Here is a 21,655-nt window from a genome sequence, read left to right on the forward strand (position 1 = left end):
CCCGCGGGGGCCTGCGGGCGTCAGCCCCCCTGCGCCGTCCCCCCGACCGACACCAGCCGCACCCCGTCCGCCGTCCTGACCTCGAAGTGGTCGATCCCCTCCGGCGGCAGCGCGGCCCCGCCCCGGGTCACCAGCGGCTCCGCCCCGTCCGCCAGCGCCTTCCAGGTCGTCACCGTCTGCCGCGACCCGTCCCGTCCGACCGCGACCAGCGCGCACACCCCCGCCGCGTCGGAACGGAGCATCTCCAGCCCCACCTGCGTCCCCCACGTCGTCGCGAGGGCCGTCACCGCCGCCTTCGTCCCGGTCACCGGGTCCGTCGCCGTCCACCGGGCGGCCGTGACACCCCGCGACGAACCGGGCGCGGGACCGGCGAGGAGGACCGCGAGCGGACCGCCCACCACCAGCACCGCCGCCGCCGCGACCAGCGCGAGCCGCCGCCGGCGACCGCGCCGCCGCGCCTCGGCCGTACGGTCGAGCAGGCCGGCCAGCAGCCCCGGGCTCGCGGCGGCGAAAGGCGCCACCTCGGCCGGGGTACGCCGGCTGTACTCGTCGAGTTGCGCCTTCACACCACCGAAGTCGGCCAGCAGCAGCGCACACTGCGGGCACTCCATCAGATGATCCTCGAAGCGGAAGGCGTCCGCGGCGTCGAGCACGCCCAGTGAGTAGGCACCGACGTCGCGATGGAGGTCCAAGGTCCGCATGCTGTCTGGTACGCGGAACAGCGCCGAATCACTCAACGGACCGGCGCTCTCGCTCACGGACACCATCGGCGGCCGACCGTCTAAACTCCCGCCTCATGCTGCGTGTACTGGCCGTGGACGACGAAGAACCGGCCCTCGAAGAGCTGCTGTACCTCCTCCGCGCCGACCCGCGCGTCCGCAGCGCCGAGGGCGCCACCAGCGCCACCGAGGCCCTGCGCCGCATCGGCGCCGCGCTCGACGCGGGCCCCCACGACCCCGAGGCCGTCGACGTCGTCTTCCTCGACATCCACATGGCCGGCCTCACCGGCCTGGACGTCGCCAAGCTCCTCGCCGGTTTCGCCGAACCGCCCCTCATCGTCTTCGTCACCGCCCACGAGGGCTTCGCCGTCCAGGCGTTCGACCTCAAGGCCGTCGACTACGTCCTCAAGCCGGTCCGCAGGGAACGGCTCGCCGAGGCCGTCCGCCGGGTCGCCGAACTGGCGGGGGACCGGCCCGCGGTCCTCGACACCGCCGCCGACCAGATATCCGTCGAACTCGGCGGGGTCACCCGCTTCGTCGCCGTCGGCGACATCGCCTACGCCGAGGCGCAGGGCGACTACGCCCGCCTGCACACCGACACCGGCAGCCATCTGGTACGCGTGCCCCTCACCACCCTGGAGGAGCGCTGGCGCGCCCGCGGCTTCGTCCGGATCCACCGCCGCCACCTCGTGGCCCTCGCCCGGATCGACGAACTGCGGCTCGACGCGGGCGCGATGAGCGTCCGCGTGGGGGAGGCCGAGCTGGCGGTGTCCCGCCGTCACGCCCGGGGGCTGCGGGACCTCCTGATGCGCCAGGCGGGCCGCTGACCGGCGGCCGGCCGTCGCCGACCGGCCGCTGACAGTCCGTCCTGGTACGGTCCGACCCCACCGCCCGACCGGCCACGGGCCGCCGGCCGGCCGACACCGAAACGGGGAACCACCATGACAGGGGCAGGGGACACCACGCCCAGGCGCGAGACCGTCACCGGCGAGCCCCGGCGCGTCCGCCCGCTGCCCCGCTACCGCCCGCAGGCCGAGATCGACGAACAGACCGCGCTCGGTGACGCGTACGTCCGCTCCCTGATGCGCGGTCAGCTCCGGGCCGGCCTCACCGCCTTCGGCGTCCTCGCCCTCGTCGCCGGCACCCTGCCCCTCGCCTTCGCCGCGCTCCACGACGCCACCGCGGTCTGGGCGGTCCTCGGCGTCGCCGCGTACCCGCTGCTCACCCTCCTCGGCTGGTGGTACGTCCGCCGCGCCGAGCGCAACGAGCGCGACTTCGCCCGGCTCGTGAAGGGCCGGCCCGTCCCGTGAGCCAGGGCTACACCGTCGCGGCCGTCGCCGTCGTCGTGGTCGCGACCGTCCTCGTCGGCGGCTTCGGGCTGCGGATATCCCGTACCACCTCCGACTTCTACGTCGCCTCCCGCACCGTCCGCCCCGCGCTCAACGCCGCCGCCATCAGCGGCGAATACCTCTCCGCCGCCTCCTTCCTCGGCGTCGCCGGCCTGGTGCTGCTGCACGGCCCCGACATGCTCTGGTACCCGGTCGGCTACACCGCCGGCTATCTGGTGCTGCTGGTCTTCGTGGCGGCCCCGCTGCGCCGCTCGGGGGCGTACACCCTGCCCGACTTCGCCGAGGGCCGGCTCGAATCCCGCCCGGTGCGCAGGCTCGTGAGCGTCTTCGTGGTCGGGGCGGGCTGGCTCTACCTGATCCCCCAGCTCCAGGGCGCGGGGCTCACGCTGAAGATCCTCACCGGCGCCCCCTACTGGTTCGGCGGGGTCCTCGTCGCCGTGGTCGTGGTGGTGGCCGTCGCGGCGGGCGGCATGCGCAGCATCACCTTCGTCCAGGCCTTCCAGTACTGGCTCAAGCTCACCGCGCTGCTCGTCCCCGCGATCTTCCTGCTGCTCGCCTGGCAGGGCGACGGCCGGCCGCGCGTCGACCTCGCCCTCACCTCCGCCGCCGTCCGCGCCGACCACCCGCTCTACGCGACGTACGGACTCATCGTGGCGACCTTCCTCGGCACCATGGGCCTGCCGCACGTCGTCGTCCGCTTCTACACCAGCCCCAACGGCCGGGCCGCGCGCCGCACCACGGTCGTCGTCCTCGCGCTCGTCGGCGCCTTCTACCTGCTGCCGCCCGTGTACGGGGCCCTCGGCCGGCTGTACGTCCCCGAGCTGCCGTACGGCACCGACGCGGACGCCGCCGTCCTGCTCCTGCCGGAACGGGCCATCGGCGGGCTCGGCGGCGAGCTGCTGGGCGCGCTGGTGGCCGGCGGGGCCTTCGCCGCGTTCCTCTCCACCGCCTCGGGACTCACCATGGCCGTCGCCGGAGTCCTCACCCAGGACGTCCTGCCCTCCCGGGGCGTACGGCACTTCCGGCTCGCGACCCCGCTCGCCATGGCCGTACCGCTCGGCGGCTCGCTGCTCGTCAGCGGCATGCCCGTCGCCGATTCCGTCGGGATGGCCTTCGCCGTCTCCGCGTCCTCCTTCTGCCCGCTGCTCGTGCTCGGCATCTGGTGGCGCAGGCTCACCCCGCCCGGCGCGGTCGCCGGACTGCTGCTCGGCGGCGGGCTCGCCTTCGTCGCCACGCTCGTCACCGTCAGCGGCGCCGTGCGGTCCGGCTGGCCGCACGCGCTGCTCGCCTGGCCCGCCGTCTGGTCCGTCCCGGTCGGCTTCCTCGCGATGATCCTGGTCTCCCTGGCCACCCGGAGCCGGATACCGCCCGGCACGAACGCCGCGATGACCCGCTTCCACCTCCCGGAGACCCTGAAACCGCGCGCCCGCGCCGGCACCCCCGGCGGAAAGGGGGTCACCCGATGAGCGGCGCCGCCGCCCTCGCCGTCCTGATCGTGGTCGGCCCGCTGCTGCTCGCCGGCGGGTTCCTGCTCGGCCGGCGCACCGCCCGCCCCGTCCGTACCAGCGACGTCGGCACCCCCGTCGAGCACGCGACCTTCGAGACCCTGCACACCGCCTCCCTGGCCTCGCCGCCGCTGCGCGCGGGACTCACCGAGGAGAGCGCCCGCAAGGCCGCCCGGCGGCTGCGCTCCCTGCTCGGCACGGACGCGCTGTGCCTCACCGACCGGGACCGGGTGCTGGTCTGGAACGGCCTCGGGGAGCACCACGGGCCCCACGTCATGGAACAGGTCGAGGGGGTGCTCGGCGGAGGCAGGGGCACGGCCTTCGCCCTGCGGTGCGACGACCTCGACTGCCCGCTGCGCTGGGGCGTCGCCGCCCCGCTGACCGTCGACCACCGGGTGCTGGGCGTCCTCGTCGCCTGCGCGCCGCGCGAGTCGGCGGTGCTGGCCAGGGCGGCGGGGGAGGTGGCCCGCTGGGTCTCCGTCCAACTGGAACTGGCCGAGCTGGACCGCTCCCGTACGCGCCTCATCGAGGCGGAGATCAGGGCGCTGCGCGCGCAGATCTCCCCGCACTTCATCTTCAACTCCCTCGCCGCCATCGCCTCGTTCGTCCGCACGGACCCGGCGCGGGCCAGGGAACTCCTCCTGGAGTTCGCCGACTTCACCCGCTACTCGTTCCGCAGGCACGGCGACTTCACGACCCTCGCCGACGAACTGCACTCCATCGACCAGTACTTGGCCCTCGTCCGGGCCCGGTTCGGCGAGCGCCTCTCGGTCACGCTCCAGGTGGCGCCCGAGGTGCTGCCCGTGGCCATGCCCTTCCTCTGTCTGCAACCGCTGGTCGAGAACGCCGTCAAGCACGGCCTGGAGGGCGCGGTCACCACGAGCCGCATCACCATCAGCGCGCTCGACGCGGGCTCCGAGGCGGAGGTGGTGATCGAGGACGACGGGGTCGGCATGGAACCGGACCGGCTGCGGCAGATCCTGCGCGGCGAGGGCGGCGCGTCCACCGGCATCGGGCTGCTCAACGTGGACGAGCGGCTGCGCCAGGTGTACGGGGACGCGTACGGCCTCGTCATCGAGACGGGCGTCGGGGCCGGGATGAGGATCACCGTCCGCATCCCCAAGTACCGGGCGGGCGTGCACGGTTCGTGACCACCGCACCCCGGGCGGGGTCCGTACGGCACGTCGCCGGAACAGGTACGCCTCAGAACAGCTGGATCGCCAGGTGTCCGAGCGGCAGTCCCAGCTGCCACGCCGGGGTCCACACCTGCGGCCCCTCCTCCTCGGCCGGGAACGGCTCCTCCCCGGCCGGGCCCGCCGGTCCGACCGCGTCCAGGTCGGGCGCCAGCAGCTCGGTCTCCTCCAGCCACCGCCAGGCGGCCCCCGCCAGCTCCAGGTCGGGGTCGGCGCTCCCGGCACCCGCCGCCTCCAGCACGCGCAGCCGCCGGGACACCCACGCGCTCCACGACGTGCCGTACGCGGTGAGCGAGCGCCACTCCGCCATCCTGGCCCCGCCCCCGGGGCCGGTCACCGACCCGTCGGAGAGGAAGATGGTCAGGGCCAGCGCGTCCCGGCCGGCCCGGTACTCCAGCGTGGTCGGCGGCATCAGGTCGCCGGTGCGCAGCAGTTCGTCCGCGAGGTACTCCGCGTACATCCAAGCCATCGGCACCAACAGGCCCCCGCCGCCCGCCCCTTCGGTACATTCCGGACGCATGCTTTCCGCCTTCCTTCCTTTCCCCGAAGCCTGCTTCAGGGAGCATTGAACCGGCGGTGACCGTCCCGCGTGGCCAGAAGAGCAGGATCGGACGGCCGACGGGAGTGGATTGTGACGGGTGTGGCCGAGGGGGTCGCGCCGGCCCGTGAACCGGCCCGCGCACCACACGTCCGGTCGCTCTTCTGCGACCCGGACGACCGGCTGTAGCCGGGCAGCGAGCGCCCCAGCGCCCGCAGCGCGTAGTACGAACGGGACTTGACCGTGCCGGGCGGAATCCCGAGGGTCAGCGCCGCCTCGCCGACGCTCAGCCCCCGGAAGTAGATCTGTACGAGCACCGCCCGGTGCTCGGGGCTCAGCGCCCGTACCGCCTGCCGTACGTCGAGCCCCGCGACCGCGCACTCCGTCGGGTCCCGGGGGTCGGGGGTGGCGGCCAGGATCTCGTCGCCGACCTCCGAGGGGCGCGCGAGCCGGGACCTGCGCGCGTCGATCGCCAGCCGGCGGCCGACGGTGAACAGCCAGGGCCGCATCGACTCGAAGGGGGCGGCGAACGCCTCCGGGTGCTGCCAGGCCCGTACGAGCGTCTCCTGGAGGAGGTCCTCGGCCCGCTGCCGGTCGCCGTAGGTCAGCCCCAGCAGGAAGTGGAGCAGGGCGGCGCCGTGCTCGCGCTGGAGCGTGGCCAGGGCCCGCTCGTCGGTCGTGGCGGTCGCCGACGCGGAGGCAGCCGCGGTCGCTGTCGCTGTGGTCATGGTGCACGCCCTTCCCGGTGACGTCGCTGTCGCCCCGCGTATACGAGCGCATGGCGGCGGCCGGGGACAGACAGCGCGCGGAGGCGTGCGACGAGCGGTCGCTCACTGCGGCGAGTGGTGCGGTGAACGGTCCCGCCGCGGGCGATCGGTCCCTTTCGGGCCCCTTGGTGGCTTGATCACTTGACATCCATTTATATGACTATATGTATGCAAGGTGGCGATCCCTCAGAAAACCCCCAGCAAAGGAGTCCGGCCGATGACACGGCGCATGGCACAGCGCATGACCCGGCGCATGACACAGCGCGGACGACAGGGCGCGGCGGTGGCCGCGGCCGCCCTGCTCCTCGGTACGGCGGCGGCCTGCGCGGCCCCCGGCCGGAACCACCCGCCCGGCGCGGAACAGGACCGCCCGCCGCACGGCGCCGCGCCGCCCTCCGCCGCCGGCGGCGGGGCACCCCGGCACGGGTTCACGCTGGTCGCCTCGGGCGACGTCCTGCCGCACGACTCCGTGATCGCCCGGGCGAACGCCGACGCGGGCGGCCGGGGCTACGACTTCCGCCCCATGCTCGCCGGGGTGCGCCCCGTCGTGTCACGTGCCGATGTGGCGATCTGTCACATGGAGACGGTGTACGGGGCGAACGGCGGCCCGTACACCGGCTACCCGGCCTTCAAGTCCCCGCCCGAGGTGGCCGCCGCGCTGGGCCACACCGGCTACGACTCCTGCTCCACCGCGTCGAACCACTCCCTGGACGACGGCGCGGCCGGGGTACGCAGAACGCTGGACGCGCTCGACCGGGCCGGCGTCCGGCACGCGGGCTCGGCCCGCTCGGCCGCCGAGGCCGCCCGGCCGGCGCTCATGACGGCGGGCGGCGCCCGGGTCGCCCAGCTGGCCTATACGTACGACACCAACGGGATTCCGCTCCCCGACGGGCAGCCCTGGGCGGTCCGGGGTCTCGACGAGGGGCGGATCGTGGCCGACGCGCGCGCGGCCCGCGCGGCCGGCGCCGACGTGGTCGTGGTCAGCGTCCACTGGGGCACGGAGTGGCAGACCGCCCCCGACGCCCGGCAACTGGACCTCGGGCGGCGGCTCACGGCGGCGCGGACCGGCGGGCGCCCCGACATCGACCTGATCCTCGGCACGCACGCGCATGTGCCGCAGGCGTACGAGAAGGTCAACGGCACGTGGATCGTCTACGGCATGGGCGACCAGATCGCCGGCTCGATGGTCAACCACGAGGGTGCGGAGGACCCCCGGGGGAACCAGGGGTCGATCGGCCGCTTCACCTTCGCGCCGCCCGCCGCGCCGGGCGGGCGCTGGCCGGTGACGAAGGCGGAGTTCGTCCCGCAGTGGATGGACACCGGGGCCGGCCGGGTGGTCAATCTGTCCGAGGCGCTGCGGCGCTCGCCGGACCGCGCGGACTACCGGGAGGCACGGGCGGCGATCACGCAGGCGGTCCTGGGCCGGGGAGCGGCGGCGGACGGTCTCAGGGTCGGAGGCTAGGGCTGGCCGGTTACGGGACGACCGTCACCGGCCAGCGGCCCGCCTTGACCAGCCGTACCGCCACGGACCCCACGATCCGGTGCCCCGCCGACTCCGACGCGCCCACCACCACGGCGTCCGCGGTGAGTTCGTCGGCGGCGGTGACCAGGCCGCTGTACGGGTCCCCGTGGAAGGTGTGGAACTCCCAGCGGACGTCCCACACGTCCTTGAACCGCTCGGTCGCGAGCCGGATCTCGGCCACCAGCTCCTCGGCGATCTCCCCGGTCGTGCCGGTGGCCGGGGCGCCGAGGGCGGCCCCCGCCGACACCACGGGCTGGACGTAGACGATGGCGAGCAGAGCCCTCTGCCGCCGCGCGAGCCCCGCGGCGTAGGCGGCCGCGCGGTACGAGGACTGCGATCCGTCCACGCCGACGACGATCACCTTGGGGCCGTCGGTGCCACGTTCGAATGAGGTGGGCTTCTGCTCAGTCACGGGCGCAGGCTATCCGCTCCCTCCGAAGTCCCCGACGGAGGGCCCGGTGTGACGGTCGGATCATGTGCTGGTCCCATCGGGTGCTTTCGCGCGCGCGGCCGTGTCGGTGGGCGGCCCGGCGCATCCGCCGTGCGAGCCATTAGTCATGAAAAAGGAAGAAATGATTCCGGGGCGCCGCGCCCTCCTCCGGCTCGCCGCCTGTCTCGGCGCCGCCGTCACCACCCGGGTGTTCTTCCCGGGCGAGGCCCGCTCCCCGGGCGCCTCCACCGCCCCGGTGGCCGCCGCGGGACCGCCCGCGGGCCCGCCGGCCGGAGTCGCCCGCAACCCCGCCGCCTACCGGCTCCGGCCCATGACCGACGACGCCCCCTCCGTCCTCCGAACCCCGCCGCCGGTCCGCGAGAAACCGTTCCGCGAACTGCCGCAGGTGGGCCACGCGGTGGTGCTCACCTTCGACGACGGCCCCGACCCCCGCCACACCCCCGACATCCTGAGCACCCTCCGCGCCCACGACGTCCGCGCGATGTTCTTCGTCTGCGGCGAGATGGCCACGTACCAGCGCGACCTGCTCCGCCGGATGGCGGCGGACGGGCACATCGTGGGCAACCACACCTGGTCGCACCCGCAGTTGCCCCGGCTCACGCGGTCGGCGATCCGCAAGGAGATGGAGCGGACGAGCGAGCTGATCGAGGACACCGTCGGCGCCCCGCCCGTCTGGTTCCGCGCCCCCTACGGCGCCTGGAACCGGGACGCCTTCGAGATCGGCGCCGAACTGGGCATGGAACCCCTCGCCTGGACCGTCGACACCCTCGACTGGACCACCCCCGGCACGGACAAGATCGTCAAGGCGGTCCGGGACGGCGCCGGGCCCGGGGTCGTGGTGCTCTCGCACGACGCCGGAGGCAACCGGGAGCAGAGCGTGGCCGCGCTGCGCCGCTATCTGCCGGAGCTGATCGCCGAGGGGTACGGGATCGGCGTACCGCTTCCCTAGCCTTACCGACCCCCCCCGTCCCCCGCCCGGCCGGTCAGCGCGTCCTGACCAGCCGGGCGAAGACGACCACGTTCCCGTCGTAGCCGCCCGCCTTCGAGTAGCCGCCGCCGCACGTGATCACCCGCAGCTCCGGCCGGCCGGTGTCGCCGTACACCCGTGGCCCGGGGAAGTCGCTCTTCGAGAAGACCTCGACCCCGTAGATCTCGAACACCGCCACCCGGCCGTCGTAGCGGCTGACCTCGACGTGCTGGCCCTTCTCCAGCGAGCCGAGCCCGTAGAAGACGGCGGGCCCCGCCTGGTTGTCGACATGGCCGACCACCACCGCCGTGCCGCGCTGGCCCGGCGCCACCCCGTTCTGGTACCAGCCCGCCAGATTGGGGTCCTGCGGAGCGGGAGCCGCGATCCAGCCGTCCCGGTCCAGCCCCACGTCCACCGCCGGGGCGTCGACCTTGATCGCCGGGATCCGCACCCGGGACATCGGCGCGTACGGCAGCGGCTTCACGGCCGACGTGGTGACGGCGAGGGCGGCCGGGTCGATCTGACCGGCCGGCGCGGCCGCCGCCGCGGGCTGCGGCGGTCCCAGCGGTTCGTCCACCCCGTTCCGCATCAGCGCGATCCCGCTGAGCATGACGAGAGCCAGTACGCCCCAGGGGGAGCGCTTCCTCGACTCCGGGACGGTGTGGTCCTGGCCCATGGTTCTCCCTTCGTGGGCGCCTGTCAGCACGCTAAGCGCGGTCTGCGGCGGCGGCGATCACTGAGGGGCGAACGGGTGGCGGTGCGAGGGCTGCTGGCCCATCCGAGTATTCGGCGCACAAAACTTCTGACGGTCCGTGACCTGCGTATCCACGGGCCGGGGGAGCGTTCTGTCGGCGTGTCGCCTCACCGGGGTGGACCAGTGCCGAAATGCGGCGAATGGGAGGCCCGGTGAGGGTTCGTCATGGAAGGCGTACTCGTCGATCTTCCCGGAGCACCGCTTTGGGGCGTCTTCCGCTGGAGGTTCAACGATGCGTGCTTCACGCGCTCTCACGGTCGCCGCGACCGCCTGCGCGGCCGTGGCGCTCTCCGCCCCGCTGGCCGGCGCCACCAACGGTCCGAAAAACGTCACCGTCAATCCGTTCGCGGTCCACCAGGGCGGCACGATCCACATCTCGGCCCAGGGCTGCGGCCACGGAGGCACGGTCGACTCCAACGCCTTCCGCCAGGTCCGCTTCCCGGTGAACCCCTCGGGGAACGTGTCGGCCACGGCGCGGATCCGCGACAACGCCACGCCCGGCCGCTACAACCTGGTCGTCAGGTGCAGCGACAACCCGCGCGTCGAGACGCACCAGTTCGAGGTGCTCGCCGGGCGCGGTGCGCAGGGTGGTCTCGGCGGCTCCGTCGGACCCAGCTCGACCGAGGTGGGGATCGGGGCCGGGCTCGTCGCCACGGCCGCGGTCGGCGGTTCGTTCTTCCTGGCGCGCCGCCGCCGCGCGGCCGGCGGGCAGATCTGACCGGTCCTGCCGCCCGGCCTCCGACGCCCGTCGCCCCGAGTCCTCGTACAGGACTCGGGGCGACGGGCGTCGGGGCGGGCGGGACACCGCGGGCGTCAGTGCCCGCGGTTCTCCGCGCGGCGGCGCACGACATAGATGGTGCCGGTGGCCGCGGCCACCACCAGCGCCGTACCCGCCAGGATCTCGGCGGTGTTCATCCCGCCGACACTGCCGCCGAGACCGCCCCTGACGCCGCCGGGCGCGACGGAGGTGGCGGTGGTGACCGGCGTGGGGGTGCGGGTCGGCCGCACGGTGGGGGTACGGGTCGGCGTCGCGCCGCCCGCGATGGTGAACGACGCCGCCGCCGTCCCGCCGGACCCGCAGGTGAAGGTGGTCCGGTACGTGGCACCGCGCCTGGCGTCCCAGTCGACGGTGGCGGCCGCCGTCCCGCCCACCGGGACGGTGACGGTGTCGAAGACCGCGGCGGACGCGGTGCCGGACGAGCGGCAGCCGGGGGCCGCCAGTGTCAGCCGGCCGCCCGCCGCGACCGTGGACGGGGTGACGGTGAAGCCGAGGCCGGCGCCCCGCTGCGCGGCCACCGCCGTGGGTGCCGTCAGGGCGAGTGCGGTCGCTCCCAGCAGAGCGGCGGACGCGGCTCGTATCGCGCGCATGGTGAATCCTCCGGGTCCCCGAGGAGCACCTGCGGAACGATTTCCACACCTGGCACGGAATGCACCTCGATGCCCGAAACGCTAGGAGCGCACTATCACAGCCGCGATCGCTGACGGGCGAATGGGGCACGGCCGTCCCCCGGGTGGCGGACAGCCGTGCCTCCTGTGGAGCCCTGGGACCGGTGGGCTCGGACCGGCCGGCTCAGTTCCCGATGGCGGGGAAGAGATCGACGAACGGGGCGGCCGTGGCGGCGATGCCGCGGCCGTAGGGGGCGTCGAAGTCCCAGATGAGGAAGAGCAGGAAGGCGATGAGGACGCTGAACAGTCCCGCCAGCAGCAGCTCGCGGAAGGTCCGCCGGATCTGGAGGACGAAGATCAGCCCCACCGTGACCACGGCTCCGACGATGAGACCGAACCAGACGACGCCCGGCATGGTGGCCCCGGCGTTCTGGCCGCGGGCGCCTCGCGCGTCGTCCGCGACGGCCACCTGTTCGACCAGGGGCTGGTACGTCTGCCCTTCCAGTTCGGTACGGGGCGCGTAGCGCGACACGTCCGAGCGGATCTTCTCGAACAGCTGGGTGCCCTTAGCGCTGAGGGCGTTGTGCTCGGACATGTGGGGCCACTCGGTGTGCACGACGTATGAGGCGTACGCGTCGACGTCGGCGCGGATCCGCTCGCGGACGTCCGCCGGATAGACCTGGACCCGCTGCTGGATCTCGTGCAGGGCCTGTGCTTCCTGCCGTACGTTTTCCTGGGCGGCGCTGCGGCCTTCCCAGACGCCGGCTATCGCGAGGCCGAGAACGATCGCGTAGATCACTCCGATCATCATCGTCATGTATTCCATGACGTCCGGGGTCTTGGTGGGGTCGTCGTCCACCGGCAGCCGGCGGTTGTTGATGACGACGATGGTGAGGACGACGGCACTGGCCGCCGCCATGGCGATGCTCAGAACGAGCCATTCCGACATGGAGCCTCCGTGGATCAATGGATCGGCGGATCTGCGGATCAGCGGATCAGCGGGAAGAACGGGGGCGCAGTACGGCCACGGCGAGTGCGGCGGGGGCCGTGATCAGCAGCATCAGGGTGACGGGGGAGGGACCTCCGCGCGGCTGCTTGCGCACTGCCTTGTGGAAGGTGGGCAGGGCGATGGGGGAGGGCGTCGGACGGGCCGACGGGGTGGGCGAGGGGCTCGGGGACGGGGTGGGCGACGGCGGGCGCGGGGCCGGCCTCGGTGGTGGCGGGGGCTCGGGCGCGGGTACGGGTGCGGGCGGCGGCGGGGCCGGTCGCACGGGCCGGGGCGTCGGCTCGGGCCGGGGCCTGGGCGTCGGCTTGGGCGGGGTCGGTTCAGGGGTCGGCTCGGGAGTCGGAGTCGGTGTAGGGGTGGGTGTGGGCGTAGGGGAAGGGGTGGGTGTGGGTGTGGGCGTCGGTGTCGGCTTCGGCGGATGCGAGGGATGCGGCGGATGCGGTGGATGCGGCGGCCAGGGGCAGTGCCCGCCCCCCGTCTTCGCCACCGCCCACACGGAACCGTCGGGGCCTATGGACGCGTAGGCACAACCGGTGGCCGCGGCCGGTACGGGCACGGCCAACAGCCAGATGAGTGAAGCGGCCGCCACCAGCCGGCCGACGTGGAATCCGTACACGGAGAGGATCCTGTTCCCCTCATTCCCCCGACACGCCGAAAGTCGAGAAAATCCGCCCTGATAGGGGGATTTGGCGGGGCGGGGGTTTGGATGTCAGAAGTTTTTTCCGGCCGCGTTGAACGGGAGACCGGGCCCGGCCCGTACTTAGGGCCATGAACCGGCGCAGCCCGGCGCCCAACTGACTTACTGACAAGCGGAGTTGATATGAACACCTGGCGGAACGCCTCGCTCGCGGTGACCGCGGTGGCCGTACTGGCCCTGACGACGGCGTGCGGTCAGGAGCAGGGCACCCCCACCAACGGAGCGCCGGTCGGAGCCGCCGCGGCGGCGGGGGACGACTACGGTTCCGACGCCTACGGCTCCGACGCGGCCGCCAAGACCGAGGCCACGGCGGCCGGCCAACTCGCCGTGTGGGACAGCAAGGAGCTCGGCGAGGTCGTCACCGACAGCGAGGGCTTCACGCTCTACCGCTTCGACAAGGACACCGCCAGCCCGCCCAAGTCGAACTGCGAGGGCGACTGCGAGAAGGCCTGGCCCGTCGTCTCCGCCGAGGGCGCCAAGGCCCCGGCCGGCGTCGACGCGTCCCTGCTGGGCGAGGTCGCCCGCGCCGACGGCACCAAGCAACTCACCATCGCGGGCTGGCCGATGTACCGCTACGCCCAGGACGAGAGCCCCGGCGACGCCAACGGCCAGGGTGTGGGCGGGACCTGGTTCGCCTCCGCCCCCGACGGCAAGAAGGCCGCGCCGGCCGACGACGTCACCGTCGCCGACCTGCCGGGGCTTTCGGTCCGCAAGGATCCCAAGCTCGGCGACATCATCGTGGATTCCAAGGGCATGACCGTCTACCGGTTCAAGAAGGACTCCGCGTGGCCCATGAAGTCGGCCTGCACCGGGGCCTGCCTCGACAAGTGGCCGGTTGTCGCCCCCGTCGACAAGAATGACACCGAAGGGATCATCGAGAAGGGATTTGTGACCTTCGACCGCCCCGACGGAATCAAGCAGCAGAGCATCGACTGCTGGCCCGTCTACACCTTCACCGGTGACAAGAAGCCGGGTGACACCAACGGCCAGGGCGTGGGCGGCACTTGGTACGCGGTCTCCCCGCAGGCAAAGCTGGTCGGAGCGCCGAAGTAGTCTCCCCGTCGCCTCCGGCCCGCCCGGTCCGCCGTCCCACGCCCCCCACGTGACGGCGGATCGGGCACGTCTGAGGGTCAGTCAACAGCACGCGCGGGTAAGGCATGTGGTCAAGAGACGTGTTCAAGACGTGTGACGAAGAACGGACCGTTAATTTCCGTTTGGGCTCGCTCTCTTGGCGGGCGATCAGTAGCCTCGGCTCGAACAACCGGCCATGTACATGGCCGTGACCCCGTGGCGACTGTTGGAGACATCGATGGAGCGTCCCGCCTGGGCCCCGCAGGGCATCGACATATCGGTGCCCAGCGTGTCCCGCATTTACGACTACTATCTGGGCGGTTCGCACAATTTCGAGGTGGACAGGGAAGCCGCGCGCAAGGCAATGGAGTTCATGCCGGGGCTGCCCAAGATCATGAAGGCGAACCGCGCGTTCATGCGCCGCGCGGTCAAATTCGCCCTGGACAGCGGTGTCAACCAGTTCCTCGACATCGGCTCCGGCATTCCGACCTACGGGAATGTCCACGAAGTCGCCCAGGCCGCCGACCCCGCCGCCCGGGTGCTCTACGTCGACCACGACCCGGTCGCGGTCGCCCACAGCCAGGCCGTCCTCACCGGGGTCGAGCACGCCGCCGTCGTGAGCGCGGACCTCCGCAAGCCCGCCCAGATCCTCACCAGCCGTGAGGCCGCCGGACTGCTGGACCTGGAACGCCCCGTGGCCCTGTTCCTCGTCGCCGTCCTGCACTTCCTGGAGGACGCGGACGACCCCTACGGCGCGGTCGCCGAGCTGCGGGACGCCCTCGCGCCCGGCAGCCTGATCGTCCTCACCCACGCCTCGTACGAGGGCATCCCGGTCCCCAAGGAGCAGGCGGGCGGCGCCGTCGGCGTCTACCGCACCATCCGCAATCCGCTGGTGATGCGGTCGCAGGAGGAGACGGCCCGCTTCTTCGACGGGTTCGAGATGGTCGAACCCGGCCTGGTGGCCATGCCCGACTGGCGCCCCGACAGCCCCGCCGACCAGGAGGATCCGTACGCCTACTCGGGCTTCGCCGGAGTGGGACGCAAGGCGTGATGATGCCGGCGCAGGAGACAGCGGGAGCCACGTCGGACCCGGACGGCCTGGAGGACAGACTCAGACGGCTGGCGACGATCTGGAGCCGGGCCATCTTCCCGGCCAGCGCGACATCGCTGACCCGAACCGAGTTCGAGGCGCTTCTCCTCCCGCTGGCACGGGAGTTGAGCGGCGCGCTGCACGCGCGCCACTTCGACCCCGCGCCCGCCGGAGGCGTCGGCGCGGCCCTCGTCGCGGCGCACTGCACGGACCCCGAGGCCCTCGGCCGTACGCTCGGCGTCGTCGACGCGTACCTGGTCCTGTACTGCGGTACGGAGACGCTGCCCGCCGACGAGTCCCGGGCCCGGTGCGCCCGGCTCCAGCACGCGCTGGCCGCCGGGTTCGCCCAGGCGCTGCGCGAGCGGACCCTCGCCGAGCAGGAGGCCATCGCGCGCTCGGCCCTCGCCGCCCGCAGCCACGCCGAGCAGGCGCTGCACGCCACCGAGGTCCGCTTCCGCGCGGTCTTCGACGAGGCGGCCGTCGGCATAGGCATCGCCGACCTCGACGGCAACATGCTGGAGGTCAACGACACCCTCATCCAGATGTTCGGCGGCCTCGAACACCACGTCCGCAGCCGCAACATGAGCGAGTGGGTCCACCCCGAGGACGTCCCCCAGGTCTGGCGCATGTACGGCGAGCTGGTGCGCGGCGAGCGGGAGCACTTCCGCTGCGAGAAGCCCTTCTACCGCAACGACGGCACGGTCCTCTGGACCAACCTGACCGTCTCGCTGCTCCGGGACGCCGAGGGCGCGCCGCAGTACCAGCTCGCCCTGATGGAGGACACCACCGAGCGCCGGCTGCTCAACCTGCGGCTGCGCTACGAGGCCACGCACGACGCGCTGACCGGGCTGCCCAACAGGACCCTCTTCTTCGAGCGCCTGGAGAAGACTCTCGCCGCGCCGGACGGGAGCCGCTTCGGGCTCTGCTACCTCGATCTCGACGGCTTCAAGGCCATCAACGACAGCCTCGGCCACTCGGCGGGCGACCGGCTGCTGGTCGAGGTCGCGGACCGGCTCCAGAGCTGCGCCACGGCCCCGGGCGAGATGGTGGCGCGGATCGGCGGCGACGAGTTCGTGGCGCTGACCACCGGGCACGCCTCGTGCGGCGAGGTGGCCGACCTCGCCTCCCGCATCCTCGGCGTGCTCGCCACCCCGATCCGGCTCGACGGGCGGGAGTTCACGGTCCGGGGCAGCATCGGCATCGTGGAGGGCCCGGTCGCCGGGCGCGCCCCCGCCGAGGTCCTGCGGAGCGCGGACATCACCATGTACCGCGCCAAGGCGGCGGGCGGCAACCGCTTCGAGCTCGCCGACGCCGAGGCCGACGCGCGCGCGATCACCCGGCACGGGCTGACCACCGCGCTGCCGGCGGCGCTGGAGCGCGGTGAGTTCTTCATCGAGTACCAGCCGCTGGTGCACCTGGACGACGGTTCGGTCCACGGCGCGGAGGCCCTGGTGCGCTGGCTGCACCCGCAGCACGGCATCCTCGGGCCCGACCGGTTCATCCCGCTCGCCGAGCACACCGGGCTGATCGTGCCGCTCGGCCGCTGGGTGCTCGAACAGTCAGTACGGCAGGCCAAGGCGTGGCAGGAGCAGCTGCCCGACGGGGCCGTGGGCCGGCCGCTGCGCATCAACGTGAACCTCTCGCCCACCCAGCTCCACCATCCGGGGCTGGTCGCCGAGACGGTCGAGGCGCTGGAGCGGATCGGCCTCGCGCCGGGGGCGCTCTGCCTGGAGGTCACCGAGTCGGCGCTGATCGGTGCCGACGAGGACCTGCTCAAGCCGCTGCGCCAGCTCGCCGAGATGGGCGTGGACATCGCGCTGGACGACTTCGGGACCGGCTACTCGAACCTGGCGAACCTGCGCAGGCTGCCGGTGAGCGTGCTCAAGCTGGATCGTTCTTTCACCCAGGGCATGCAGCAGCACCCGGCGGACCCGGTCGACTTGAAGATCGTCGAGGGGATCGTCTCGCTCGCGCACAGCCTGGACCTGGCGGTGACGGTGGAGGGCGTGGAGACCGGCGCGCAGGCGGACCATCTGCGCCGACTGGGCTGCGACACCGCGCAGGGCTGGTTCTACGCGCGCCCGGGCCCGCCGGAGCATCTGCACCGCCTGTCCCTGCTGGACGCGGTCTAGAAGCGGTCCGGAGGCGTTCCGAAGGCGTTCCGGAGGCGGTCTACGCGCGGGGCCCGGCGGCCGGACCCCGCCCCCGGGCCTCCGCCGCACGCCGGGACCGCCACGCGGCGGTCTCCGCAGACATCCGGGCTCCGGTACGGGTGGACAGCAGGACGCGTTCCAGCTCCCGGGCCGCGCGGGGCGGCGCGACGTCGCTGCGGTGCGCGAGGGCGACGGTACGGCTCAGTCCCGGCCGCGCGAGCGGTGTGACCCGCAGCTCGCGGGTCCGCCCCGCGACCATGCTCGGGACGACGGCGACCCCGAGACCGGCCCGGACGAAGCCCAGGACCGCGTCCATCTCGCCGCCCTCGACGACGAACGACGGCTCGAACCCCTCGGCCCGGCACGCGGCCACGGTCAGGTCGCGCAGGTCGTAGCCGTGCCGGAACATCACCAGCGGCTGGTCCGCCAGATCGGCGATCCGCAGCGGGCTGCGCGGCGGCGGCGCGGACGCCGAGGAGACCACGACCAGGTCCTCGTGAAGCAGCTCGACGGTCGTCAGCGCGGGGGAGGGGGCCGGCAGCGGCAGGACCACCAGCGCCAGATCCAGGCCGCCGCGGGCCAGCGCCCGTACCAGATCGTGCGAGCCGTTCTCCTCGATCAGCAGCTCGATGCCCGGGTGCAGCTCGTGGAAGGCCAGCAGCACCTCGGGCAGCAGGCCGGTGCAGAGGCTGGGCGGGGCCCCCAGCCTGACCCGGCCCCGCCGCAGCTGGGCCAGCTCCTGGACCTCCAGGCGGGCCGTCTCGGAGTCGGCCAGGATCCGCCGGGCCAGGGGCAGCAGCGCCTCGCCCGCGTCGGTCAGCGTGACGTTGCCGCGGGCCCGGCTGAACAGCTCCGCGCCCAGCTCCTTCTCCAGCGCCCTGATCTGCTGCGAGAGGGACGGCTGGGAGACGTGGACCCGCTCGGCGGCGCGGGTGAAGTGCCTGGTCTCGGCCACGGCGACGAAGTAGAACAACTGCTGGAACTGCATCCCCTCATCATAGGCACACCCTATGGACATGAGCCGGACCATGTCTTGGACCTCTGGTCACGGCGCCCCTACCGTCAGGTACATGGCTCTGGCAACGCGGACGGACCGGCGCGCGTCCCTGCCGCGCACCCTCTGGGGATCGACGGTCGGCAAAAAAGTGATCATGGCCGTCACCGGCCTGTTCATGCTCGCCTACCTCGTCGCGCACATGTACGGCAACCTCAAGATCTTCTTCGGCCTGGACTCCTTCAACGGATACGCGCACTGGCTGCGGACCCTCGGCGAACCCGTCCTGCACTACGAGTGGGCGCTGTGGGGCCTGCGGATCGGCCTCGTCGCCGCCGTCGTCCTGCACGCCGTCTGCGCCTACCAGTTGAGCCGCCGGGACCGCGCGGCCCGGCCCACCCCGTACGTGCACAAGCGGCAGCGCGCCGGCTACGCCACCCGCACCATGCGCTGGGGCGGGATCATCCTCGCGCTGTTCATCGTCTGGCACATCCTCGACCTGACCACCGGCACCGTGCACCCCGGCGGCTTCCAGCAGGGCCGCCCGTACCAGAACGTCGTCGACACCTTCTCGACCTGGTACGGCAACACCATCTACATCGTCGCCATGCTGGCGCTCGGACTGCACGTCCGGCACGGGTTCTGGAGCGCCGCCCAGACCCTCGGCGTGGGCAGCCCCACCCGCGAACGGATCCTCAAGGCGTCGGCCGACGTCCTCGCCGTGGTGCTGACCGCCGGATTCATCGCCGTACCCGTAGGGGTCATGTGCGGAGTCGTGAACTGACATGAACGGAGCCGACATGCGGGACTACACCGACTACACCACCGGCGAGCCCGTCGCCGACACCACCGCCCCCGACGGACCGGTCGCCGAGCGCTGGAACCGCCGCCGCTTCGAGGCGAAGCTCGTCAACCCCGCCAACCGCCGCAAGCACACCGTCATCGTCGTCGGTACGGGCCTGGCGGGCGGCGCCGCCGGCGCCACCCTCGCCGAACAGGGCTACCACGTCGTCCAGTTCTGCTACCAGGACTCCCCGCGCCGCGCCCACTCCATCGCCGCGCAGGGCGGCATCAACGCCGCCAAGAACTACCGCAACGACGGCGACTCCGTCCAGCGGCTCTTCTACGACACGGTCAAGGGCGGCGACTTCCGCGCCCGCGAGTCCAACGTCCACCGGCTCGCCGAGGTCTCCGTCGAGATCATCGACCAGTGTGTCGCGCAGGGCGTGCCCTTCGCCCGTGAGTACGGCGGCCTCCTCGACACCCGCTCCTTCGGCGGCGTCCAGGTCTCCCGCACCTTCTACGCCCGGGGCCAGACGGGACAGCAACTGCTCCTCGGCGCCTACCAGGCACTGTCCCGGCAGATCGCCGCCGGGGCCGTCGAGATGCACCCCCGTACCGAGATGCTCGACCTGATCGTGGTGGACGGACGGGCGCGCGGCATCGTCGCCCGCGACCTGATCACCGGCACGGTCTCCAGCTACTTCGCGGACGCCGTCGTCCTCGCCACCGGCGGCTACGGCAACGTCTTCCACCTCTCCACCAACGCCAAGAACAGCAACGCCACCGCCGCGTGGCGCGCCCACCGGCGCGGCGCGTACTTCGCCAACCCCTGCTTCACCCAGATCCACCCCACCTGCGTCCCGCGCTCCGGCGAGCACCAGTCCAAGCTGACGCTGATGAGCGAGTCCCTGCGCAACGACGGCCGCATCTGGGTCCCGAAGGCCCACGGCGACACCCGGCCGCCCGGGCGGATCCCCGAGGACGAGCGCGACTACTACCTGGAGCGGATCTACCCCGCCTTCGGCAACCTCGTCCCGCGCGACATCGCGTCGCGCGCCGCGAAGAACGTCTGCGACGAGGGCCGCGGGGTCGGCCCCGGCGGACAGGGCGTCTACCTCGACTTCGCCGACGCCATCGCCCGGCTCGGCCGCAAGGCCGTCGAGGAGAAGTACGGCAACCTCTTCGAGATGTACGAGCGCATCACCGCCGAGGACCCGTACCAGGTCCCCATGCGCATCTACCCGGCCATCCACTACACGATGGGCGGACTGTGGGTCGACTACGACCTCCAGACCACCCTGCCGGGCCTGTTCGCGATCGGCGAGGCCAACTTCTCCGACCACGGGGCCAACCGGCTCGGCGCGTCCGCGCTGATGCAGGGCCTCGCCGACGGCTACTTCGTCCTGCCCGCCACCCTCAACGACTACCTGGGCCGCAACCCCCATCTCGACCCGGTCGACGACTCCCACCCGGTGGCCGTCGAGGCCGTCGCCGACACCGAGGACCGGCTGCGCCTGCTCCTGGCCGTCGACGGCGACCGTACCCCCGACTCCTTCCACAAGGAGATCGGCGAACTCCTCTGGGACCACTGCGGAATGGCCCGTACGGAAGAGGGCCTGCGCAAGGCGCTCGGCCGGATCCCGCAGATCCGCGAGGAGTTCTGGCGCCGCATCAAGGTGCCCGGCTCCGGCGAGGAGTTCAACCAGTCGCTGGAGAAGGCCAACCGCATCGTCGACTACCTCGAACTCGCCGAGCTGATGTGCCTCGACGCCCTGCACCGCGCGGAGTCCTGCGGCGGCCACTTCCGTGAGGAGTCGCAGACGGAGGGCGGCGAGGCGGAGCGCCGCGACGAGGAGTTCTCGTACGCGGCGGCCTGGGAGTTCACCGGGACCGGCGCCGCGCCCGTCCTGCACAAGGAAGACCTCGTCTTCGAGTACGTCCACCCCACCCAGCGGAGCTACGCATGAGGCTCACCCTGCGCGTCTGGCGCCAGCACGACGCCGGCGCCCCCGGCGCCATGGTCACCTACGACATCGACGGGATCTCCGGGGACATGTCGTTCCTGGAGATGCTCGACACCCTCAACGAGGAGCTGATCCTCCGGGGCGACGACCCGGTCGCCTTCGACCACGACTGCCGTGAGGGCATCTGCGGCGCCTGCGGGGTCGTCATCAACGGCGACGCCCACGGCCCGGAGCGCACCACCACCTGCCAGCTGCACATGCGGCACTTCGAGGACGGCGACACCATCGACGTCGAGCCGTGGCGGGCCGGCGCGTTCCCGGTGGTCAAGGACCTGGTGGTGGACCGCTCGGCGTTCGACCGGATCATCGGCGCGGGCGGCTACATCACCGCCCCCACCGGCTCGGCCCCCGACGCCCACGCCACCCCCGTCCCCAAGCCCGACGCGGAGTTCGCCTTCGAACACGCGGAGTGCATCGGCTGCGGCGCGTGTGTGGCGGCCTGCCCCAACGGCTCGGCGATGCTCTTCACCTCCGCCAAGATCAACCACCTCAGCGTCCTGCCCCAGGGCGCCCCGGAACGCGAGACCCGGGTCCTGGACATGGTCGCGACGATGGACGAGGAGGGCTTCGGCGGCTGCACCCTGGCCGGCGAATGCGCCACGGCCTGCCCGAAGGGCATCCCCCTGCCGTCGATCACGGCGATGAACAGGGAATGGCTGCGGGCGACGCGGAAGGCCGCGCGCTGA

20 protein-coding genes and 1 pseudogene are annotated in these 21,655 nt (G+C 72.7%); 13 read left to right on the forward strand and 8 right to left on the reverse strand.

What is annotated here, in order from left to right; all coding sequences use genetic code 11:
- Positions 1-20: 20 nt before the first annotated feature.
- Entirely contained in the window at positions 21-701 is a 681-nt protein-coding gene (locus ACIODU_RS05460; protein ID WP_401764184.1) for a zf-HC2 domain-containing protein, read from the reverse strand.
- Between the two features lie 95 nt (positions 702-796).
- Between ACIODU_RS05460 and ACIODU_RS05465 the strand changes: the two genes are divergently transcribed.
- The 4 genes from ACIODU_RS05465 to ACIODU_RS05480 all read left to right on the forward strand — a co-directional run bounded on the left by ACIODU_RS05465 (position 797) and on the right by ACIODU_RS05480 (position 4,724).
- Positions 797-1,546, forward strand: a complete 750-nt coding sequence (locus tag ACIODU_RS05465; RefSeq protein ID WP_356418938.1) for a LytTR family DNA-binding domain-containing protein — start codon at positions 797-799, stop codon at positions 1,544-1,546.
- A gap of 114 nt (positions 1,547-1,660) precedes the next feature.
- Positions 1,661-2,029: a hypothetical protein gene (locus ACIODU_RS05470; protein WP_401764187.1), complete on the forward strand. Its 369-nt coding sequence runs from the start codon at positions 1,661-1,663 to the stop codon at positions 2,027-2,029.
- Positions 2,026-3,534 carry a cation acetate symporter gene (locus ACIODU_RS05475; protein ID WP_401764190.1) on the forward strand — a complete coding sequence of 503 codons (1,509 nt, stop codon included), beginning with the start codon at positions 2,026-2,028 and terminating at the stop codon, positions 3,532-3,534. The genes ACIODU_RS05470 and ACIODU_RS05475 overlap by 4 nt, the downstream gene beginning before the upstream one ends.
- Complete coding sequence (locus tag ACIODU_RS05480) at positions 3,531-4,724, forward strand: histidine kinase (RefSeq protein ID WP_356418930.1); 1,194 nt, start codon at positions 3,531-3,533, stop codon at positions 4,722-4,724. The genes ACIODU_RS05475 and ACIODU_RS05480 overlap by 4 nt, the downstream gene beginning before the upstream one ends.
- A gap of 52 nt (positions 4,725-4,776) precedes the next feature.
- Here ACIODU_RS05480 and ACIODU_RS05485 read toward each other — a convergent pair whose 3' ends face one another.
- Positions 4,777-5,286 (reverse strand): hypothetical protein, encoded by a 510-nt coding sequence (locus ACIODU_RS05485; RefSeq protein ID WP_356418927.1) that lies wholly within the window; start codon positions 5,284-5,286, stop codon positions 4,777-4,779.
- A gap of 170 nt (positions 5,287-5,456) precedes the next feature.
- Positions 5,457-6,032, reverse strand: a pseudogene (locus tag ACIODU_RS05490) (sigma-70 family RNA polymerase sigma factor); the annotation flags it as partial.
- 292 nt (positions 6,033-6,324) lie between these two features.
- On the opposite strand from ACIODU_RS05490, the gene ACIODU_RS05495 reads away from it, so the two are divergent.
- Positions 6,325-7,533 carry a CapA family protein gene (locus ACIODU_RS05495; RefSeq protein ID WP_401764927.1) on the forward strand — a complete coding sequence of 403 codons (1,209 nt, stop codon included), beginning with the start codon at positions 6,325-6,327 and terminating at the stop codon, positions 7,531-7,533.
- A gap of 10 nt (positions 7,534-7,543) precedes the next feature.
- Here the strand turns inward: ACIODU_RS05495 and ACIODU_RS05500 are convergent, their stop codons facing one another.
- On the reverse strand, positions 7,544-8,005 hold the full coding sequence (locus tag ACIODU_RS05500) for a universal stress protein (RefSeq protein WP_356418924.1): 462 nt from the start codon (positions 8,003-8,005) through the stop codon (positions 7,544-7,546).
- A gap of 145 nt (positions 8,006-8,150) precedes the next feature.
- On the opposite strand from ACIODU_RS05500, the gene ACIODU_RS05505 reads away from it, so the two are divergent.
- A complete protein-coding gene (locus ACIODU_RS05505; protein ID WP_401764193.1) occupies positions 8,151-8,993 on the forward strand; it encodes a polysaccharide deacetylase family protein in 843 nt (280 codons plus the stop codon).
- A gap of 34 nt (positions 8,994-9,027) precedes the next feature.
- Here ACIODU_RS05505 and ACIODU_RS05510 read toward each other — a convergent pair whose 3' ends face one another.
- Positions 9,028-9,687 carry a class F sortase gene (locus tag ACIODU_RS05510; RefSeq protein WP_356418918.1) on the reverse strand — a complete coding sequence of 220 codons (660 nt, stop codon included), beginning with the start codon at positions 9,685-9,687 and terminating at the stop codon, positions 9,028-9,030.
- A gap of 310 nt (positions 9,688-9,997) precedes the next feature.
- Here ACIODU_RS05510 and ACIODU_RS05515 point away from each other — a divergent pair, with 310 nt between their 5' ends.
- Complete coding sequence (locus ACIODU_RS05515) at positions 9,998-10,483, forward strand: hypothetical protein (protein ID WP_161310089.1); 486 nt, start codon at positions 9,998-10,000, stop codon at positions 10,481-10,483.
- Positions 10,484-10,578: 95 nt separating this feature from the next.
- On the opposite strand, the gene ACIODU_RS05520 is transcribed toward ACIODU_RS05515, so the two are convergent.
- On the reverse strand, positions 10,579-11,133 hold the full coding sequence (locus ACIODU_RS05520; protein WP_401764196.1) for a hypothetical protein: 555 nt from the start codon (positions 11,131-11,133) through the stop codon (positions 10,579-10,581).
- Positions 11,134-11,335: 202 nt separating this feature from the next.
- Entirely contained in the window at positions 11,336-12,100 is a 765-nt protein-coding gene (locus ACIODU_RS05525) for a hypothetical protein (protein WP_356418913.1), read from the reverse strand.
- An 877-nt stretch (positions 12,101-12,977) separates the two neighbouring features.
- On the opposite strand from ACIODU_RS05525, the gene ACIODU_RS05530 reads away from it, so the two are divergent.
- From ACIODU_RS05530 to ACIODU_RS05540, 3 genes are all read left to right on the forward strand, one after another.
- On the forward strand, positions 12,978-13,907 hold the full coding sequence (locus ACIODU_RS05530) for an SCO0930 family lipoprotein (RefSeq protein WP_356418910.1): 930 nt from the start codon (positions 12,978-12,980) through the stop codon (positions 13,905-13,907).
- Between the two features lie 256 nt (positions 13,908-14,163).
- Positions 14,164-14,976: an SAM-dependent methyltransferase gene (locus tag ACIODU_RS05535; protein WP_356418907.1), complete on the forward strand. Its 813-nt coding sequence runs from the start codon at positions 14,164-14,166 to the stop codon at positions 14,974-14,976.
- Entirely contained in the window at positions 14,973-17,147 is a 2,175-nt protein-coding gene (locus ACIODU_RS05540) for an EAL domain-containing protein (RefSeq protein ID WP_356418904.1), read from the forward strand. Before ACIODU_RS05535 ends, ACIODU_RS05540 begins: the two co-directional genes overlap by 4 nt.
- Positions 17,148-17,187: 40 nt before the next feature.
- Here the strand turns inward: ACIODU_RS05540 and ACIODU_RS05545 are convergent, their stop codons facing one another.
- The gene (locus ACIODU_RS05545; RefSeq protein ID WP_401764201.1) at positions 17,188-18,156 is read right to left on the reverse strand and encodes a LysR family transcriptional regulator; all 969 of its coding nucleotides are present in this window, start codon (positions 18,154-18,156) and stop codon (positions 17,188-17,190) included.
- Positions 18,157-18,238: 82 nt separating this feature from the next.
- Between ACIODU_RS05545 and ACIODU_RS05550 the strand changes: the two genes are divergently transcribed.
- The 3 genes from ACIODU_RS05550 to ACIODU_RS05560 are packed head-to-tail and all read left to right on the forward strand — an operon-like array spanning position 18,239 to position 21,655.
- On the forward strand, positions 18,239-18,946 hold the full coding sequence (locus ACIODU_RS05550; protein WP_356418898.1) for a succinate dehydrogenase: 708 nt from the start codon (positions 18,239-18,241) through the stop codon (positions 18,944-18,946).
- Positions 18,947-18,962: 16 nt separating this feature from the next.
- Positions 18,963-20,912: a fumarate reductase/succinate dehydrogenase flavoprotein subunit gene (locus ACIODU_RS05555; protein ID WP_401764930.1), complete on the forward strand. Its 1,950-nt coding sequence runs from the start codon at positions 18,963-18,965 to the stop codon at positions 20,910-20,912.
- Entirely contained in the window at positions 20,909-21,655 is a 747-nt protein-coding gene (locus tag ACIODU_RS05560; protein WP_401764204.1) for a succinate dehydrogenase/fumarate reductase iron-sulfur subunit, read from the forward strand. The genes ACIODU_RS05555 and ACIODU_RS05560 overlap by 4 nt, the downstream gene beginning before the upstream one ends.

The organism is Streptomyces sp. NPDC088261 (assembly GCF_044740805.1).
GTDB lineage: Bacteria > Actinomycetota > Actinomycetes > Streptomycetales > Streptomycetaceae > Streptomyces.

Bases quoted from the DNA above. Each gene is read 5' to 3' on its own strand.
- ACIODU_RS05460 (WP_401764184.1), bottom strand. From the start codon at position 701: ATGCGGACCTTGGACCTCCATCGCGACGTCGGTGCCTACTCACTGGGC.
- ACIODU_RS05465 (WP_356418938.1), top strand. From the start codon at position 797: ATGCTGCGTGTACTGGCCGTGGACGACGAAGAACCGGCCCTCGAAGAG.
- ACIODU_RS05470 (WP_401764187.1), top strand. From the start codon at position 1,661: ATGACAGGGGCAGGGGACACCACGCCCAGGCGCGAGACCGTCACCGGC.
- ACIODU_RS05480 (WP_356418930.1), top strand. From the start codon at position 3,531: ATGAGCGGCGCCGCCGCCCTCGCCGTCCTGATCGTGGTCGGCCCGCTG.
- ACIODU_RS05485 (WP_356418927.1), bottom strand. From the start codon at position 5,286: ATGCGTCCGGAATGTACCGAAGGGGCGGGCGGCGGGGGCCTGTTGGTG.
- ACIODU_RS05495 (WP_401764927.1), top strand. From the start codon at position 6,325: ATGACACAGCGCGGACGACAGGGCGCGGCGGTGGCCGCGGCCGCCCTG.
- ACIODU_RS05505 (WP_401764193.1), top strand. From the start codon at position 8,151: ATGAAAAAGGAAGAAATGATTCCGGGGCGCCGCGCCCTCCTCCGGCTC.
- ACIODU_RS05510 (WP_356418918.1), bottom strand. From the start codon at position 9,687: ATGGGCCAGGACCACACCGTCCCGGAGTCGAGGAAGCGCTCCCCCTGG.
- ACIODU_RS05515 (WP_161310089.1), top strand. From the start codon at position 9,998: ATGCGTGCTTCACGCGCTCTCACGGTCGCCGCGACCGCCTGCGCGGCC.
- ACIODU_RS05520 (WP_401764196.1), bottom strand. From the start codon at position 11,133: ATGCGCGCGATACGAGCCGCGTCCGCCGCTCTGCTGGGAGCGACCGCA.
- ACIODU_RS05525 (WP_356418913.1), bottom strand. From the start codon at position 12,100: ATGTCGGAATGGCTCGTTCTGAGCATCGCCATGGCGGCGGCCAGTGCC.
- ACIODU_RS05530 (WP_356418910.1), top strand. From the start codon at position 12,978: ATGAACACCTGGCGGAACGCCTCGCTCGCGGTGACCGCGGTGGCCGTA.
- ACIODU_RS05535 (WP_356418907.1), top strand. From the start codon at position 14,164: ATGGAGCGTCCCGCCTGGGCCCCGCAGGGCATCGACATATCGGTGCCC.
- ACIODU_RS05545 (WP_401764201.1), bottom strand. From the start codon at position 18,156: ATGCAGTTCCAGCAGTTGTTCTACTTCGTCGCCGTGGCCGAGACCAGG.
- ACIODU_RS05550 (WP_356418898.1), top strand. From the start codon at position 18,239: ATGGCTCTGGCAACGCGGACGGACCGGCGCGCGTCCCTGCCGCGCACC.
- ACIODU_RS05555 (WP_401764930.1), top strand. From the start codon at position 18,963: ATGCGGGACTACACCGACTACACCACCGGCGAGCCCGTCGCCGACACC.
- ACIODU_RS05560 (WP_401764204.1), top strand. From the start codon at position 20,909: ATGAGGCTCACCCTGCGCGTCTGGCGCCAGCACGACGCCGGCGCCCCC.